The organism is Gemmiger formicilis (genome assembly GCF_024462815.1).
Lineage (GTDB): Bacteria > Bacillota > Clostridia > Oscillospirales > Ruminococcaceae > Gemmiger.
Window position 1 is genome coordinate 162,317 of record NZ_JANGCG010000002.1, and the last position, 15,301, is coordinate 177,617.

At 62.3% G+C, this 15,301-nt stretch carries 14 protein-coding genes; 5 read left to right on the forward strand and 9 right to left on the reverse strand.

All coding sequences use genetic code 11. From position 1 onward, the window contains the following. Positions 1-13: 13 nt before the first annotated feature. From NE623_RS03275 to NE623_RS03315, 9 genes are all read right to left on the reverse strand, one after another. Complete coding sequence (locus NE623_RS03275) at positions 14-1,303, reverse strand: DUF1015 domain-containing protein (protein ID WP_256271691.1); 1,290 nt, start codon at positions 1,301-1,303, stop codon at positions 14-16. Between the two features lie 27 nt (positions 1,304-1,330). Further along, positions 1,331-1,984 carry an Rnf-Nqr domain containing protein gene (locus NE623_RS03280; RefSeq protein WP_256271690.1) on the reverse strand — a complete coding sequence of 218 codons (654 nt, stop codon included), beginning with the start codon at positions 1,982-1,984 and terminating at the stop codon, positions 1,331-1,333. Then, positions 1,965-3,302, reverse strand: coding sequence for an Rnf-Nqr domain containing protein (locus tag NE623_RS03285; RefSeq protein WP_256271836.1), 1,338 nt, complete (start codon positions 3,300-3,302; stop codon positions 1,965-1,967). The genes NE623_RS03280 and NE623_RS03285 overlap by 20 nt, the downstream gene beginning before the upstream one ends. Continuing rightward, the gene (locus NE623_RS03290) at positions 3,283-4,302 is read right to left on the reverse strand and encodes an RnfABCDGE type electron transport complex subunit D (RefSeq protein WP_256271689.1); all 1,020 of its coding nucleotides are present in this window, start codon (positions 4,300-4,302) and stop codon (positions 3,283-3,285) included. Before NE623_RS03290 ends, NE623_RS03285 begins: the two co-directional genes overlap by 20 nt. 15 nt (positions 4,303-4,317) lie before the next feature. After that, positions 4,318-4,971 carry a ribulose-phosphate 3-epimerase gene (rpe, locus tag NE623_RS03295; protein WP_256271688.1) on the reverse strand — a complete coding sequence of 218 codons (654 nt, stop codon included), beginning with the start codon at positions 4,969-4,971 and terminating at the stop codon, positions 4,318-4,320. Between the two features lie 177 nt (positions 4,972-5,148). Continuing rightward, positions 5,149-6,303 (reverse strand): glycosyltransferase, encoded by a 1,155-nt coding sequence (locus NE623_RS03300; protein WP_256271687.1) that lies wholly within the window; start codon positions 6,301-6,303, stop codon positions 5,149-5,151. 32 nt (positions 6,304-6,335) lie between these two features. After that, positions 6,336-7,748 (reverse strand): undecaprenyl-phosphate glucose phosphotransferase, encoded by a 1,413-nt coding sequence (locus NE623_RS03305; RefSeq protein WP_256271686.1) that lies wholly within the window; start codon positions 7,746-7,748, stop codon positions 6,336-6,338. Positions 7,749-7,850: 102 nt separating this feature from the next. Further along, entirely contained in the window at positions 7,851-8,846 is a 996-nt protein-coding gene (locus NE623_RS03310; protein WP_256271685.1) for a helix-turn-helix transcriptional regulator, read from the reverse strand. Positions 8,847-9,212: 366 nt separating this feature from the next. Next, positions 9,213-10,109, reverse strand: a complete 897-nt coding sequence (locus NE623_RS03315; RefSeq protein ID WP_256271684.1) for an NAD(P)H-hydrate dehydratase — start codon at positions 10,107-10,109, stop codon at positions 9,213-9,215. Positions 10,110-10,186: 77 nt separating this feature from the next. On the opposite strand from NE623_RS03315, the gene NE623_RS03320 reads away from it, so the two are divergent. The 5 genes from NE623_RS03320 to aroC all read left to right on the forward strand — a co-directional run bounded on the left by NE623_RS03320 (position 10,187) and on the right by aroC (position 15,300). Beyond that, positions 10,187-10,924, forward strand: a complete 738-nt coding sequence (locus tag NE623_RS03320; protein WP_256271683.1) for an NAD-dependent protein deacylase — start codon at positions 10,187-10,189, stop codon at positions 10,922-10,924. A gap of 117 nt (positions 10,925-11,041) precedes the next feature. After that, a complete protein-coding gene (locus NE623_RS03325) occupies positions 11,042-11,884 on the forward strand; it encodes an HAD hydrolase-like protein (RefSeq protein ID WP_256271682.1) in 843 nt (280 codons plus the stop codon). A 102-nt stretch (positions 11,885-11,986) separates the two neighbouring features. Continuing rightward, positions 11,987-13,093, forward strand: a complete 1,107-nt coding sequence (locus NE623_RS03330; RefSeq protein WP_256271681.1) for a bifunctional chorismate mutase/prephenate dehydratase — start codon at positions 11,987-11,989, stop codon at positions 13,091-13,093. 28 nt (positions 13,094-13,121) lie between these two features. Then, on the forward strand, positions 13,122-14,147 hold the full coding sequence (gene aroB / locus NE623_RS03335; protein WP_256271680.1) for a 3-dehydroquinate synthase: 1,026 nt from the start codon (positions 13,122-13,124) through the stop codon (positions 14,145-14,147). 40 nt (positions 14,148-14,187) lie between these two features. After that, complete coding sequence (gene aroC, locus NE623_RS03340) at positions 14,188-15,300, forward strand: chorismate synthase (RefSeq protein ID WP_256271679.1); 1,113 nt, start codon at positions 14,188-14,190, stop codon at positions 15,298-15,300. The last annotated feature ends 1 nt before the right edge of the window (position 15,301 follow it).

Consider the following 15,301-nt stretch of genomic DNA (forward strand, 5'->3'; position numbering starts at 1 on the left):
TTTATTTGCTTATTTAAAGATCGATGACACGGCATTCATTGTAGTAACGCTTTTCCTCGGCGTGGCCCATGCTGAAGGTCTTGCGGGGCAGCACGCCGCCCAGCACAACGCCCTTGAAAAGGTCTGCCTTCGCAAAGTCCGGCAGAAGGATGGCGGTGGCGGGCTTGTCCGGGCTGGAGGCCAGCGCCATGGCAGCGCCCTCGCCGTGAATGTAGTCCACGGTCACGCCGGGATGGGCGGGCAGATAGTCGGCCAGAAAGGCCTCCACACTGCCCACGGTCAGCGGGGCGGGCGGGTTGGCCAGCGCCACGGCGCTCTCGCCGTAGGCATCGGCCAGACGCAGCCGCTGGTCAGACATTGTGGTGCTGCCCCCCTGCTTCTGGTCCCAGGCATCCAGCGCGGCATACAGCTCCTTGGCGCTGACGCCAAAGACTACGCGGTGGATGGGCTCAATCTCGATGGCCGGGCTGTGGACGTTGCAGACCTCGGCCAGGCACCAGCGCGCCGGGTGGGTCTTGCGCTGCTCCTCGGTCAGGGTGGGCTTCAGCTCCTCCCAGTAGGCCTTGGCGGTGGCAAGGCTGTGGTTGCCGTCGCCCACGGCCAGCACCATCGGGACCTGCCCCTTGGCGGCGGGCCAGCGGCGGGCAAAGGCATCGGGGTCGGCCAGCGCGGCCAGTGCGGCGTCAATCTGCGCAATCAGGGCGGGATCCTCGACGGCCCAGCCGCGCAGGCGGCCGCCGCCCAGCATCAGCTCGCCGTCATACAGCAGCGGCAGACTGTCCTTGGCAAGGCCGATGGGCTCAATCAGGGTGCAGTCGGCGTCATCGGCCAGCATCATAACGTGGGGCGTTTCCAGTGTGGCACCGCGGCGCACCTTCAGGCGCGGCGGGATGCGCTCCACCACCGTGCTCTCGCTGGGACGGATGGCGGGCTTTGCGCCCTTCGTGTAGTCGTAGGCCTCCAGATCCACCGCGCCGACCAGACCCTGCCGGACGGTGCCGTCCATCTGGGTGCGCTCTACATATACGTAGCCATGTACTTTTCTGGTAAGCACGGTGCGGCGGTACTCCTCCATCGTGCGGCGGATGCTCTGCAGGCGCTCCTCCTCCTGCGGCGTGCCCAGATAGGCTTCCGGCAGGACGATGTGCAGGGTGCTGGGCTTGTCGGCGGCGCACTGCTCGGCGCGCTGCCAGTATTCCGGCTGGGAGGTGAACTGGTCAACGGCAATGCAGGCCCACGGGTTCAGCGGGACCCCGGCGGCGGGCAGCAGGATATCAGCGGCAGTAAAGCAGGCTTCGGACATAGATAACAACCCCCTGACAAGCAGACATTACAGAACAACGGTATGGCCTACCAGCGCATAGATGGCAAGGCTCAGCACGCCAATATAAATCATTGAGCTGGGCAGGCCCTGGAAGATGGACGGAATGGCCTTACTGCGCAGACGGCGGCGGCCCTCCCGTACGATAAAGACGGCAAAGACATAGCCGATGCCGCTGCCCAGCGCAAAAGCGATGCTCTGCAGAATCGTGTAGTTCTGGTTTGCACAAATCAGCATTGTGCCCAGCACGGCGGTGCTGCAGGTGGCAAGGCTCAATTCGTTGCGGCAGCTGGTGCGCAGCTTGCGCGGCAGGACACCCAGCAGCAGCCACGCCACCGCCATAGCGGCCACGCCGCAGGTCAGGTAGACGATGGGGCGCAGGGCGGAAATGGGCAGCCAGGCGGGCAGATGGTCACGCAGCCACGTGAAAAACAGGTTGTGCGCGGCCCAGCCCAGCGGGGCGGACAGCGTTATGACCAGCAGCAGCGGCAGGCAGAAATCCCACACCTGTGCGCGGTGGTCGGGCACGAGCTTCATCAGGCGGGTGACGCCCAGCGCACGCGCCAGAATGACGTTCTCGGCAAAGACGGCCAGCACCATATAGCTGACGAACTGCACCACACCGTTCAGAATGGGCTGCAGCTCAGTGTTTACGGTCGGCATACAGGCGGCGCACCTCCTCGTGCTTATAATCGGTGTACAGGTTGGCGGCGGCGCACCAGCAGGCGGCCATAACGCCCAGAATGACAAAGCCGCCCGCGGGCAGTGCGGCCAGCGGCAGCGGCGCGCTGTGCAGCAACACATTGCCAAAGACGGCACCGGTGGCCAGCAGCTCACGCAGGCTGCCCACAATAAGCAGCACAACGCACATACCCAGCGCGTTGTTGAAGCCGTGGCGCAGGGCGTCCTTTACAGGCTCCAGCTCGGTAAATTCCATGCGCTTGACGATGGCGGGCTCCACCACCATAATGGGCAGATAGATGCCCAGCAGCGTGAGGTCGGAACCGAACAGCTCATACAGCAAAATATACGTAGGAATGTAGAGCAGCGCTGCGGAATAGCAGTAGACAACCGGGCGGAAGCGGTTCTTGGTCAGGTGGCAGACGGCCACGGCCAGCACGCGGGTAAAGGTGACAAGAATCAGCGCCGCGATGCAGAGCATAAGCGCACGCTCGCCATCCAGCGCTGCGCCGATGACCGGGGCCATGCCCAGCCCGCGCACCAGCACAGGGTTGGACAGCCAGATATGGTCGGCGCGGATGCGCTCATTCAGCGCGTTCTCGGCCTCGGTATAGCCGCGGGCGGCGCTGGATTTTTTGGTGTGCTTGGGCGCAGGGGCCGCCTCGGCCTGCGTGTGTGCAGGCACGGCGGCGGGCTGTGCCGGGGCTGTGGGCTGTACCGGCGCGGCAGGCTTCGGTGCGGGCTGCGGGGCAGCGGGCACCTCTGCGGCCGGAATCTGCACGGTGCGCGTGGCCTCCACGTCGGGCCTTGCGGCCTGTGCGGGGCGGGACGGTGCCGGTGCGGCGGGCTTTTGCGGCGCGGCAGGCTTCGGTACGGGCTGCGGGGCGGTATACTCCCGGTCGCGGTAGACGCGGAAGCGGTCCTCCTCCTCCTGCGCCTCGGCGCGGCGGGCCGCCTCACGCTCGGCCTGACGGCGCTGCACCTCCTCCAGCATGGCGCGGCGCTCCGCCGCGGTGTAGCGCGGGCGGCTCGTCGGCGTGATGACGGTGTTGTGGTGGGCGGTCTCGTTGCGCTGGGGCGCGGGCTGGGTCGGCTGCGGGTCAACGATGGGCTTTTTCGGCGCGGCGGTGCTGGGGGCCTTGCCTGCCTGCATGGCGGCAATGGCGGCCTCAATCTCGGCGCGGCTGGCCCCCTGCTCGGCCATATGGCGGGCAGTCTCGACCATTTCCTTGGTGATATGGGGGATAATCAGCGTCTCGGAGCGTTCCTCGCCCCGGCGCTTATTCGGGTTTGGCTGCATTGGCAAGGCGCTGCTCCTCCTCTCTCATAAAGCGGATACGCTCAGTGCGGTGGCTGATGAGGTCCAGCCACTCGGGGATGGAACCGACAATCAGCAGTGCGCAGCAGACGGCGCACTCATAGGGGCTGAAGATGCGGAACACATAGGTCATAATGCCCAGTGCCGCGCCGTAGATGATGCGGCTCATCCGGCGGTCCGGCATTGTGACCGGCTCACAAATCAGGAACAGGCCGCCGAACAGCGCCGTGCCGGACAGAATCACATATTTTTCCAGATAAAAGCGCTGGCGGATATACTCCCACGGCAGGCTGAAGGCGGGCAGCTCATTCAGGCCCGGAAAGAGCCACGGCAGGCCGATGACAAAGATAAAGAACGGTATTACGACAGAAAGATGGATGCGACCGCGCACCAGCAGGAAGAGGCCGCAGGCAATCAGCACCAATGCGGCGCTGGTGCCAATCGCGGCGGAGACGTTGCCGGTCAGAAGGCTCATCGTGCTGGCGCTGGGCAGGCCGCCGTCCCGCAGGGTGGCGTTCATACCGTCCACCAGCGGGACATTCGCATCGCCGAACAACGGCAGCTGGGTGCCGGGCGCGGGATAGGAAAAGACGTTCTTGGGCCAGGAGATGCCCGCCACCACCACGCCGACCGCAGCCGGGTGGAACGGATAGTGCCCCTCGCCGCCGAAAGCCTCCTTGACCAGCACGGCGATGATAACGGCCGCGATGACGATGGGATAAGAGACGCTGGCGGGCATCATCAGCACGATGAGCGCGGCAAAGCACTCACTGGACGGCTCATGGGACTGGTAGCCCGTGCCGTGCAGCGGCGCCAGCACACAGTCGCACAGATAGGCGGTCAGCAGCGCGACAAGCAGCAGCAGCACCGGGCGCAGACCGTAAAAATACCACGACATACCAATCAGCGGAACGGTGCACCACAGCAAATCGCTGTAGTAGCTGTAGTTCGCGCTGCGTTCGATTTTCTTGTTTTTGGGCATGGAAGAATGACTCCTTTATTTGCTGTGCAGTACCTGCAGTACCGCGGCGGGGTCTGCGGCGTGGAACAGCGAGCTGCCGGCCACCAGCCAGTCAACCCCGGCCTCAATGCACAGGGGGGCGGTTTCGGTGTTGACGCCGCCGTCCACCTCCAGCAGGGTGTCGCAGCCGCGGCGGTCACACTCGGCACGGAGGGCCGCAATGCGGGCGGGCGCGGACGGCAGGAAGCTCTGCCCGCCAAAGCCCGGCTCCACGCTCATGACCAGAATCAGGTCCACGGCGCCGATATACGGGAAAACAGCCTCCACCGGCGTGCCGGGGCGGATGCTGATGCCCACCTTGCAGCCGGTGGCGCGGATGGCGGCGATAACCTCGTCCACCGTGTCGGGCACGGCCTCAAGGTGGAAGGTAATCAGGCTGGCCCCGGCGGCGGCAAAATCCGGCGCGTAGCGTGCGGGGTCGCTGATCATCAGGTGTACGTCATAGTACACATCGGGCAGGGCGGCGTGCAGGCACTTCAGCACCGGCGCGCCGTAGCTGATATTGGGCACAAAATGCCCATCCATCACATCAAAGTGTAAAAGATCCACGCCCGCGTTCAGCAGGCGGGTGCAGTCCTGCTGCAGGTTGGCTAAATCGGCTGACAGAATGGAAGCGGCAGCTTTTGTCATAATCGTATATACTCCCTTGGTAACGGTTCCCTCTTTGTCCATGCGCATTTGGCGCACATATAAAAGTATTATATCCTATTATCCCCCAAAAAGCAAGGCGGCATAAAAAGGCAGACCGCCCGCAGAGCAGCCGCTATGCGGCTCTGCGGGCGGTTGTGAAAGTTTTGGTACCGGCACTCACTCCGATTTCATCTTCTCCCGGTGGGAGCAGTCCTGCAGCTCCTGCTGCCAGTCGGCCATGCGGCGCTCGCAGTATTCTTTCAGCTCGCGCTCAAAGCGCTCCTCGCTGAAGGAACGGCTGTGCGCACGCATTTCTTCTTTGGAATAGGCCACGCCATCGCGCTCAAAACGCTCGATGCAGTCGGCCAGACTGTCAACCGTCTGCTCTTTGAACCAGTAGCCTGTCTTGCCGGGCAGCACGCTCTCACACGCGCCGCCGCGGCCGTAGGCCAGCACCGGCGTACCGGCGCTCTGGGCCTCCACCGATGTGATGCCGAAGTCCTCTTCACCCGGGAAAAGGAAGGCCTTGGCCCGCAGATAGCAGCTGCGGATTTCCTCGTCGGACAAATCGCCGCCCTTGAACTCAATCGTCGGCCCGGCCATAGCCCGCAGTTTGCCCAGCTCTCCCCCGCTGCCGATGACCACCAGCCGCTTGCCCAGCTTTGTACAGGCCTGCACGGCCAAGTCCACCCGCTTGTACCAGGTCAGCCGGGCCACCGTGAGGTAGAAGTCCTCTTTTTCCACAAAGGAGCTCTCGTTGATGTGGCAGCAGGGGTAAATCACATCGCTGTCGCGGCGGTAGTATTTCTTGATGCGCCGGGCAATGTAGTGCGAGTTTGCGATGAAGTAATCCACCCGGTCGGCTGCGCATTTGTCCCAGATACGCAGCCTGTGCATCAGGCCCGGCATAATGAGCCTGACCAGTGGGTTGGCGTTGGTGCGGTAGGTGTAGTAAAAATCCCACACGTAGCGGATGGGGGTGTGGCAGTAGCAGATATGCACGGCGTCCGGCCGGGTGATAATGCCCTTAGAGAAGGAGGACGAGCTGGACAGCACAAGGTCGTACCCGGTCAGGTCGAACGCCTCAAAAGCGCGGGGCATCAGCGGCAGCATGGCCTTGTACAGCCTGCTGGAGAAGGGCGCCTTCTGGAACCAGCTGGTGCGGATGTCATAGCTCCGGAACCATTCCGGCATATGGTCGGGGTCATAGACAAGGGTGTAAATCACGGCATTGGGGAAAACGTGCTTCATGGCGTCCACCACGCGCTCGCCGCCGGCATAGCCGACAAGCCAGTCATGAACGATGGCGACCTTGGGCTCCTTCTTGCTCATTGCAGACACTCCCTGTGGAGTAACGCACAGTGTTACTGGATTTTTTCGTCATTGACCATCTTGCCGCCGAACACGGTGCGGAAGATGATTTTAATGTCCAGCGCCACGGTCCAGTTTTCAATGTACCAGATATCATAGCGGATGCGCTCGGCAATGTCGGTATCGCCGCGCAGGCCGTGAATCTGCGCCCAGCCTGTGCAGCCGGGGCGCACCTGCTGGCGCACCAGATAGCGCGGGATTTCCTCTTTGAAGCGCTCCACGTGGTAGGGCACCTCGGGCCGGGGGCCGACCAGCGACATATCCCCCTTCAGCACGTTGAAGAACTGGGGCAGCTCGTCCAGACTGAACTTGCGGATAAAGCTGCCAAAGTGGGTCTTGCGGGGGTCACGGTTGGTGGACCAGCCGGTCTCCTGCTCGTCATTGACCCGCATCGAACGGAATTTGTACATCATAAAGGGCTTTTTGTTCAGCCCGATGCGCTCCTGCTTGAAGATGATGGGCCCGGGGCTGGACAGCCTGACGCCGATGGCCGTGACCAGCATAACCGGGCTGGTCAGGATAATCAGCACAAGGCTGCCCACAATATCCAGCCCGCGCTTGACGGCGGCATTGAACAGGTTGTCAAACGGCGTCTGCCGCACGTTGATGAGCTTGCACTCGTCCAGCACGTCAATGGTGGGGCGGGCAGGCAGATAGTCACTGTAGAAGGGCACCATCGTGATGCGCACGCCGTTCTTGTCGCAGGCGGCAAAGACGCGGGGCAGCAGCTCGACCTCATCGGCCTCCAGCGCCACCACAACCTCGTCCACATTCAGCTCATCCAGCGTGGCAGAAAGATTGCGGTACCCGCCAAAAAACCGCACGCCGAGGCCGGGCTCCTCCACCGTGGCCAGATAGCCGTCCACCACAAAGCCGTAGTAGGGGTTGTGCTCCAGCGCACGCAGATAGAGTGCGGCTGATTTGCCGCCGCCCACCAGCAGGATGTGGCGCAGGCCCAGCCCCCTGCGGCGGCGGGCACGGCGCACCCAGCGCAGCACCATCCGTTCAAACACAACGGCTGTTGTGGACAGGAGGTAGAACAGCGCCAGCACAATGCGGGAGTAGTCATTGAGGTGCAATAAATACAGTGCACCGATGAAAATTAAAATTCCGGCGGCGTTGATAGCGGCAATTTTGGTGCAGCGCTCTGCAAGGCCGCGCAGCCGGGTGTTGCTGTAGATGCCCGCCATCCAGTAGATGAGGACAAGCACCAGCGAGGTGGCCAGCCCGGCCAGAATGTTGCGCGGGTCCTGCGCCAAAGCCAGCGCAGGGCCTGCACCGCCCGGCTCAAAGTAGCGGACAAAATTGAAGCGGATATAGTTGGCCAGCAAAAAGCCAGCGAACAGAAGCACTGCATCCAGCAGCACAAACAAAAGATTTTTGAAGCGTTGGTCCTTTTCCAGCAAAGGGGGCCTCCAAGACAGATACCTTCCCGCCGGTGCCTGAGCCACGGCGGGAAAATGAGATTCGAACAAACTATTCTATCACATTCCGGTCGGCAATGCAAATCAGCGGTACAATTCCTGCAGCTGGTCAAGGGTTTTCTTCATCTCGGCGCGGACCTCCGGCGGGCCGGAGACCACAACGCCGGTGCCAAAGCCCGCCACCCAGCCAAAAAACTGCGGGCTGACCTGAATCTCTGCGGTCATGGTAAAATGCTCGCCGTCCGCGCAGGGGGTCAGAATCGGCGCGGTGCCGAAGCGGTCAATCATCGCCCCGGCAAAGCGGTTCTCGCACAGCAGCGTCACCCGCTTGAGGGGGCCGTTGAACATACCGAACATCTGCTGCATATAGGTGTTCACATCAAAGCTCGCGTACTCCTCCGCGCCCTCGCGGGTGGTATCGGCCAGCTGGTGGACGTTCTGCATCTTGTCCACCCGGTAATGCTTGAGCCGCCCCTCGGTGTAGGCAATCAGGTAGTAGTTGCCGTTCTCCCACACCAGCACCCAGGGGCTGACGCGGTACAGCTGGCCGTCATGGCGCGGTGCCATGCGCTTTTGCAGCGTCCAGTCACAGTATTTGAACTGCACCTGCTCCCCTGCCGTGATGGCGGCGTGCAGCGCGTCCACCGTGTAGAGGATTTTTTCGTCGGTGCTCTTGATGCGCCCGCTGACCAGCACCTTGCGGTCAAGCTCCTCCTGGCGGTACTTGGAGGTGAACTGGCCCAGCTTGTCGATGAGAATTTTGGATTTGCGCGCTGTGATGAACTTGCTGGCGTAGACAGCGTCCACCAGCAGCTTGAGCTCGGCCAGCTCAAACGGCGCATCGCTCATATAATACCCGCCGCCGCGGCCGCGCTGCTGGATAATCTCATATTTGGCGTCGGGCATGGTGCTGAGGGTGCCAAGGTCATCATAGACGCTCTTGCGCTCCGCAGCAACGCCATGCTCGGCCAGCTTTTCCACCAGCTGCGGCACACTGAGGGGGTGTTTTTCGTCCGTTTCGCGGGCGAGAATCTCCAAAAGGACAAGCAGTTTGCGTTTCTGGCCTTCTTTGCGCGGCATAAACAACGGCTCCTTTCCCGGATGGGGCAGATATAGTCCTATTATACACCCTATAAACTACATCGGCAAGCAAAAAAGAGAGAAAAGCGCGGCAGGGAGAATCGTAAAGTTGGATACCAATAATTCTCTATTACAATTATAATTTTTGGTATTCAACTTTATTACTAAAATTATCAGTAGTTTTTTGTGCAAAAAGTTGAATACCAATAATTATTTGTATAATAGGGGGAATTTATGGTATTCAACTCCTGTACCATCCCGCAAACCGTAGGGGGGCGGATTCTATATCTGCCCGCCCCATGCCTTCCCCCCTCATCAGTCGCCTGCGGTGACAGCTTCCCCCTCCAGGGGAAGCCATCCGCGCCCCTACATCACTTCCTGCTCCAACCCCGCCAGAATTTCCCCTAAATCTGCAAAAATATCGGTCGGCAGCATGGCGGTCATGCTGCGGCGGGCCGCGCAGGCGTCCGCGGCGGCGCCGTGCAGCCAGACGGCACAGATGGCAGCCTCCTCCGGCGTGCAGCCCTGCCGGAGCCCGGCTGCCAGCAGTCCGGCGGTCAGTCCGGCCAGAATATCCCCGCTGCCGCCCCGGGCCAGCCCTGCATTGCCGGTGCTGTTGTGCCAGACCGTGCCGCCCGGCTCGGCAACCAGTGTGCCGCTGCCCTTCAGAACGGCGACACAGCGATAGTTTTCCGCCAGCTGTACCGCCGTACGCTCGCGGTCGGACTGTACCTCGGAAACGGTTGTGCCCAGCAGGCGGGCGGCCTCGCCGGGGTGGGGCGTGAGGATGCTGCCCGCGGGCAATTCACCCTTGTACTTCCCTGCCGCCAGCGCGTTGAGGGCGTCGGCGTCCAGCACGGCCCCGGCCCACGGCGCGTCTTTGCCCAGAAGCGCCCGGCAAACCCCGGCGGCGCTCTCCCCTAACCCGGGCCCCGCCAGCAGGACGGCGTTCTTACCGGCAAACCAGTCCCGCAGCGCAGCGGCGTCCTTGGGGTGGATGCCGCCGTTGGCGGCGGTGCGGCAGCCGCAGGCGCAGCACTCCGGCGTGCGGGAGAGCACCAGCTGCACCACCGGCTCCACGCTGGCCAGATAGACAAGCCCCGCCCCGCCCCGCAGTGCGCCCTCGGTGCAGAGCGCCGCCGCGCCGCGGTAGGCAAGGCTGCCCGCCGCAGCCAGCACGCTGCCGTAGCTGCCCTTGTTGGTGTTTGCGCTGCGCTTTGGCAGCATTTTTTGTACAAGCTCCCGCGTGATTTCCCGCTGCATCTTGCATCCCTCCGAAAATGGATTATAATTAAGTATATTATAAAGCATAAACCGCAAAAGCGAAAGGGGCAGTTTCTATGGTTCGGGCGTTGGAGGAAATTTTGGCGCAGACAAAAAATATGGTCTTTTTCGGCGGGGCGGGCGTTTCCACCGAAAGCGGCATCCCGGACTTCCGCTCGGTGGACGGGCTGTATCACCAGAAATTCAAATACCCGCCGGAGACGATGCTCTCCCACAGCTTTTATGAGCGGCACACCGCGGAATTCTTTGACTTTTACCGCCAGAAGCTCATTGTGCACGGCGCAAAGCCCAACGCGGCTCACCTGCGGCTGGCGGCTTTGGAGCGCGAGGGCAAATGCAAGGCGGTCGTGACCCAGAACATTGACGGTTTGCATCAGGCCGCGGGCAGCAAAACCGTGTACGAACTGCACGGCTCCACCCTGCGCAATTTCTGCACGCGGTGCGGTAAGTTTTTCCCGGTCAGCTATATCGAGGACGCGGCGGGCGTCGGGGACGGCGTGCCCCGGTGCGATGCCTGCGGCGGCATTGTGAAGCCCGATGTTGTCCTCTACGAGGAGGGCCTTGACGAGCAGACGATGGAGAACGCCGTGAACGCCATCCGCAGGGCCGATACGCTGATTGTGGGCGGCACCAGTCTGGCGGTTTACCCGGCGGCGGGGCTGCTGCGCTACTTCCGGGGCGAGAACCTTGTGGTCATCAACAAGCAGCCCACCTCGGCGGACGCCATGGCCAATCTGCTCATCCACGAGCCAATCGGCCGCACGCTGGACCCCACCGACCCAGTAGAAGGATAAATTTTACACAAAAATCCATGCTTTTTTCAAAAAAGCCATTGCAAAATGCCGGGGATTTTTGCTATGATAGAATCATAGTGGTTTACTGGGTAGAGAGCTTAGAGGGGGACGGTTTTTATGGCAAGCGCACTGACGGATTTTACCAAAAAACGTGAATTTTTGGTCTGTATGGACTCCGACGGCTGCGTGATGAACACAGTACGTATTAAACATTCGACCGTCATGTGTCCGGAGCTGATCCGCGTATTTGCGCTGGATGCGTATGCGGACTTTATCACCGCCGCATGGGATGAAATCAATCTGCACACCATCACCCGCGGCATCTCCCGCTTTGAGAGCGTGCGTCTGGTGTTTGACCGGCTGAAAAACCGCGGCATTGAGATTCTTGGCAGCGAGGATATTGCCGCGTGGGTGGATACCGCAACCGAGCTTTCCACCGCCAGCCTGCAGCGGGAGCTGCAGAAAACCGGCAGTCTGGCACTGCGCAAGCTGCAGGAGTGGAACAACGCCTGCAACCGCCGGATTCAGGCGCTGGAGCCCACGTTTGAGCCCTTCCCCGGTGTGGAGGAAAGCCTGCGCCAGCTGCACGCCGTGGCGGATGTGGCCGTGGTCAGCGCCGCCAACGAGAGCGCGATTGCCAGCGAGTGGAAGCGCTACGGGCTGGCCCGCCATGCGGACGTCATCTTTGGGCAGGAGGTTGGCAGCAAGGCCAATTCCATCGCCACCATGCTGGCCTGCGGGTATGAGAGCCGTAAGGTTATGATGGTGGGTGACGCGATGGGCGATGCACAGGCCGCCGCCGCCAACGGCGTGGCCTTTGTGCCGATTCTGCCGGGCCGCGAGGCCGACAGCTGGCGCCGCCTGCAGGAGGAGGCCCTGCCCAAGCTGCTGCACGGCACCTTCAGCCAGGAGTATCAGGCCGAGCTGCTGGCCGCCCTGCGCAGCGCGCTGCACGGGTAAACCAAAATAAGACAATAAGACAATTTTCGCGCCGTCGCTCTTGTGACGGCGCTTTATTTATGGTATACTAACTTTATATATGTATAAGAAGGAGTCTCGCATATGGACTTACTACAGCAGGCCCGGGCGGAGATTGACGCCGTTGATGCGGAGATGGCAGCCCTGTTTGAGCGGCGTATGCGCGCCGTGGCGGACGTGGCACGCTATAAAGCAGAAACCGGCAAGCCGGTGTTTGACGCCGTGCGGGAGGCCGCGGTACTGGACAAGAACACGGCCCGCATCACCGATGAAGCGCTGCGCCCCTACTACCACGCTTTTTTGAACGATGCAATGGCAGTTTCCCGCGCCTACCAGCGCGCACGGCTGGGCCGCGACACAGCGGCCTATCAGGGCGTGCCCGGCGCGTGGAGCCATATTGCCCTGCGGCGGCTCTTCCCCTTTGCGCGCGAGACGGCCTTTGCCACTTGGGGCGAGGTCTTTGACGCCGTGCAGAATGGTGACGCACAATTTGGCGTTCTGCCGTTTGAAAATTCCAACGCGGGCGATGTCTCGACCGTGCTGGACCTGCTGTACACCCACCCCGATATCATCATTGCCAGGATGTGCGATCTGCCCATCCGGCAGGATCTGCTCGGCGTGCGGGGTGCAACGCTCGAGACCATCAAAACCGTTGTCAGCCACCCGCAGGCGCTGGCGCAGAGCAGCGTTTTTGTGCAGCAGCACGGCTTTAAAACCGCAAGCTGGGGCAACACCGCCGACGCCGCCCGCCACGTGGCGGAGCTGAACGACCCCACGGTGGCGGCCATTGCCAGCGCCGAGACCGCCGGGCTGTACGGCCTGCAGATTCTCTCGGCGGGCATCAACGCGGACGGCGACAACACAACGCGGTTCATCGTTATTGAGCGCGCCGATGCCGCCCCCGCCATGACCGGCGAGGGCCAGCGGCTGGCGCTGCTTTTCACGGCGCGGCACAAGCCCGGCCAGCTGGCCGCGGCGCTGGACCAGATTGGTGCACGCGGCTTCAATATGGAGTGCATCAAGAGCCGTCCCCTGCCCCACGTTCCGTTTGAGTATTATTTCTATGTGCAGCTGGTCTGCCCGGCGGGCAGCACCGGCGCGGAGTGCCAGACCCTGCTGGACACCCTGACCCCGGTTTGCAGCACCCTGCGGCTGCTGGGCGCTTTCACGCTGGACGGTGCGGAGAAATAAGCCAATGAGAAAAAAGGATGTGCGAAGCATGAAACTGACAATGCAGCTGAAAAGCCGTAGCTACGATATTATTCTGAAGGCCGGATGCCTTGCCAATCTGCACCAGTTCACGAATGTGCAGAACCGCAAGGTCTTTGTGCTGACTGATTCCGGCGTGCCCGCCGAATATGCGCAGACGGTGGCCGCCCAGTGCCCCGACTCCACCATCTGCACCATCCCGCAGGGCGAGGGCAGCAAGTGCCTGAAGGTCTACGGTCAGGTGTTGCAGGCCATGCTGGAGTTCGGCATGGACCGCAAGGATTTGCTGGTGTCCGTGGGCGGCGGCGTTGTGGGCGATTTGGGCGGCTTCTGCGCCGCCAGCTATATGCGCGGCATTGACTTTGTCAACTGCCCCACCACGGTGTTGGCGCAGGTGGACTCCTCCATCGGCGGCAAGACGGCGATTGATCTGGGCGAGACGAAGAACATCGTCGGTGCCTTCTGGCAGCCCAAGGTGGTGCTGGTCGATTTTGACACGCTGAAAACCCTGCCCCGCCGCCAGGTGGTCAACGGTCTGGCCGAGGCGCTGAAAACCGGCATCATCGGCGACCCCCAGCTGTTTGCACTGTTTGAGTGTGACCACCCCGAGGAAAACATGGAACAGATTGTCTACCGCAGTCTGAAATTTAAAAAGAAAATCGTCGAGCAGGACGAGCGCGAGGGCGGTGTGCGCGCCTGCCTGAACTTTGGCCACACCATCGGCCACGGCATTGAGGCGGTGCGCGGTGTGCGCGGCCGCCGCACAACCGGCCTCTACCACGGCGAGTGTGTGGCGCTGGGTATGCTGCCGATGATTGAGGACAGCGCCCTGCTCAAGCGCACCCGCGCCATCTACCGCACGCTGGGCCTGCCCACCCGCGCCGGGGCCAACAAGCAGAAGGTGCTGGCCTATATGCAGCATGACAAGAAGGCCCGCGGCGACCATATCACGGTCATCAAGTGTCCCGGCCTTGGCTGCTGGCGTGCCGACAGCCTGCCCATGACCGAGCTGCCCGCGCTGCTGGGGCTGGAATAAAAAGCCAGACCTCCGCGGGTCTTGATAGAGGAACAACCCAATGAAAAACACCTTTGGAAATACCGTCAGTATGACGATTTTTGGCGAGAGCCACGGCCCGGCGGTCGGTGCGGTGCTCGATGGTCTGGCCGCGGGCCTGCCGGTGGATGAGGCAGCAATCGCCGCTGCGATGGACCGCCGCCGCGCCCGCGGAGATGGGCTTTCCACCGCCCGCACCGAGGCGGACGCCGTGGAGTTTCTCTCCGGCGTGTACAACGGCCACACCACCGGCACGGCCATCACGCTGATGGTTCGCAACTTGAATACCCGCAGCGGGGACTACGCCAAAACGGCCGACCTGCTGCGCCCCGGCCACGCCGACTATACGGCCTACGCCAAGTATGAGGGCTATCAGGACGCCCGCGGCGGCGGGCACTTTTCCGGCCGCATCACGGCGGCCAGCGTGGCGGCAGGCACCATCTGCGAGACGGTGCTGAACAGCCTTGGCGTGCGGGTCTACACCCACATTGCGGAATGTGCAGGCGTCAAGGATGCACCGCTTTCGAGCGCGGCAGGGCTGGTGATGCCGCAGCCGCAGCCCGGGCATTTTGCCCTGCTGGATCCGGAGAAGGAGGCCCCCATGCAGGAGGCCATCCGCGCCGCCGGCAGTGAGGGCGACAGCGTGGGCGGCGTGCTGGAAACCATCGTGACCGGCCTGCCCGCGGGCATCGGCGAGCCGTGGTTTGACAGCGTTGAGAGCGAGCTGGCCCACCTGATGTTTGCCATCCCCGCCTGCAAGGGCATTGAGTTCGGCGCAGGCTTCGCCTTTGCCGGGCTGCGCGGCAGTCAGGCCAATGACCCGTTTACGATGCAAAACGGCCGCGTTGCCACCGCCACCAACAAGAACGGCGGCGTCAACGGCGGCATTACCAACGGTATGCCGCTGGTGTTCCGCACGGTGCTCAAGCCGACACCCAGCATCTATAAAGAACAGCACACCGTGGATTATATCAGCAAGACCGATGCGCAGCTGCAGATCAAGGGCCGCCATGACCCCTGCATTGTGCCCCGCGCCGCCGTGGTGCAGAACACCCTGACGGCCTTCGGCCTGCTGGATCTGCTGAGTGTGCGCTACGGCACGCTGGCCCAGAAGCACGGCCTGCCCCAAGTATAAT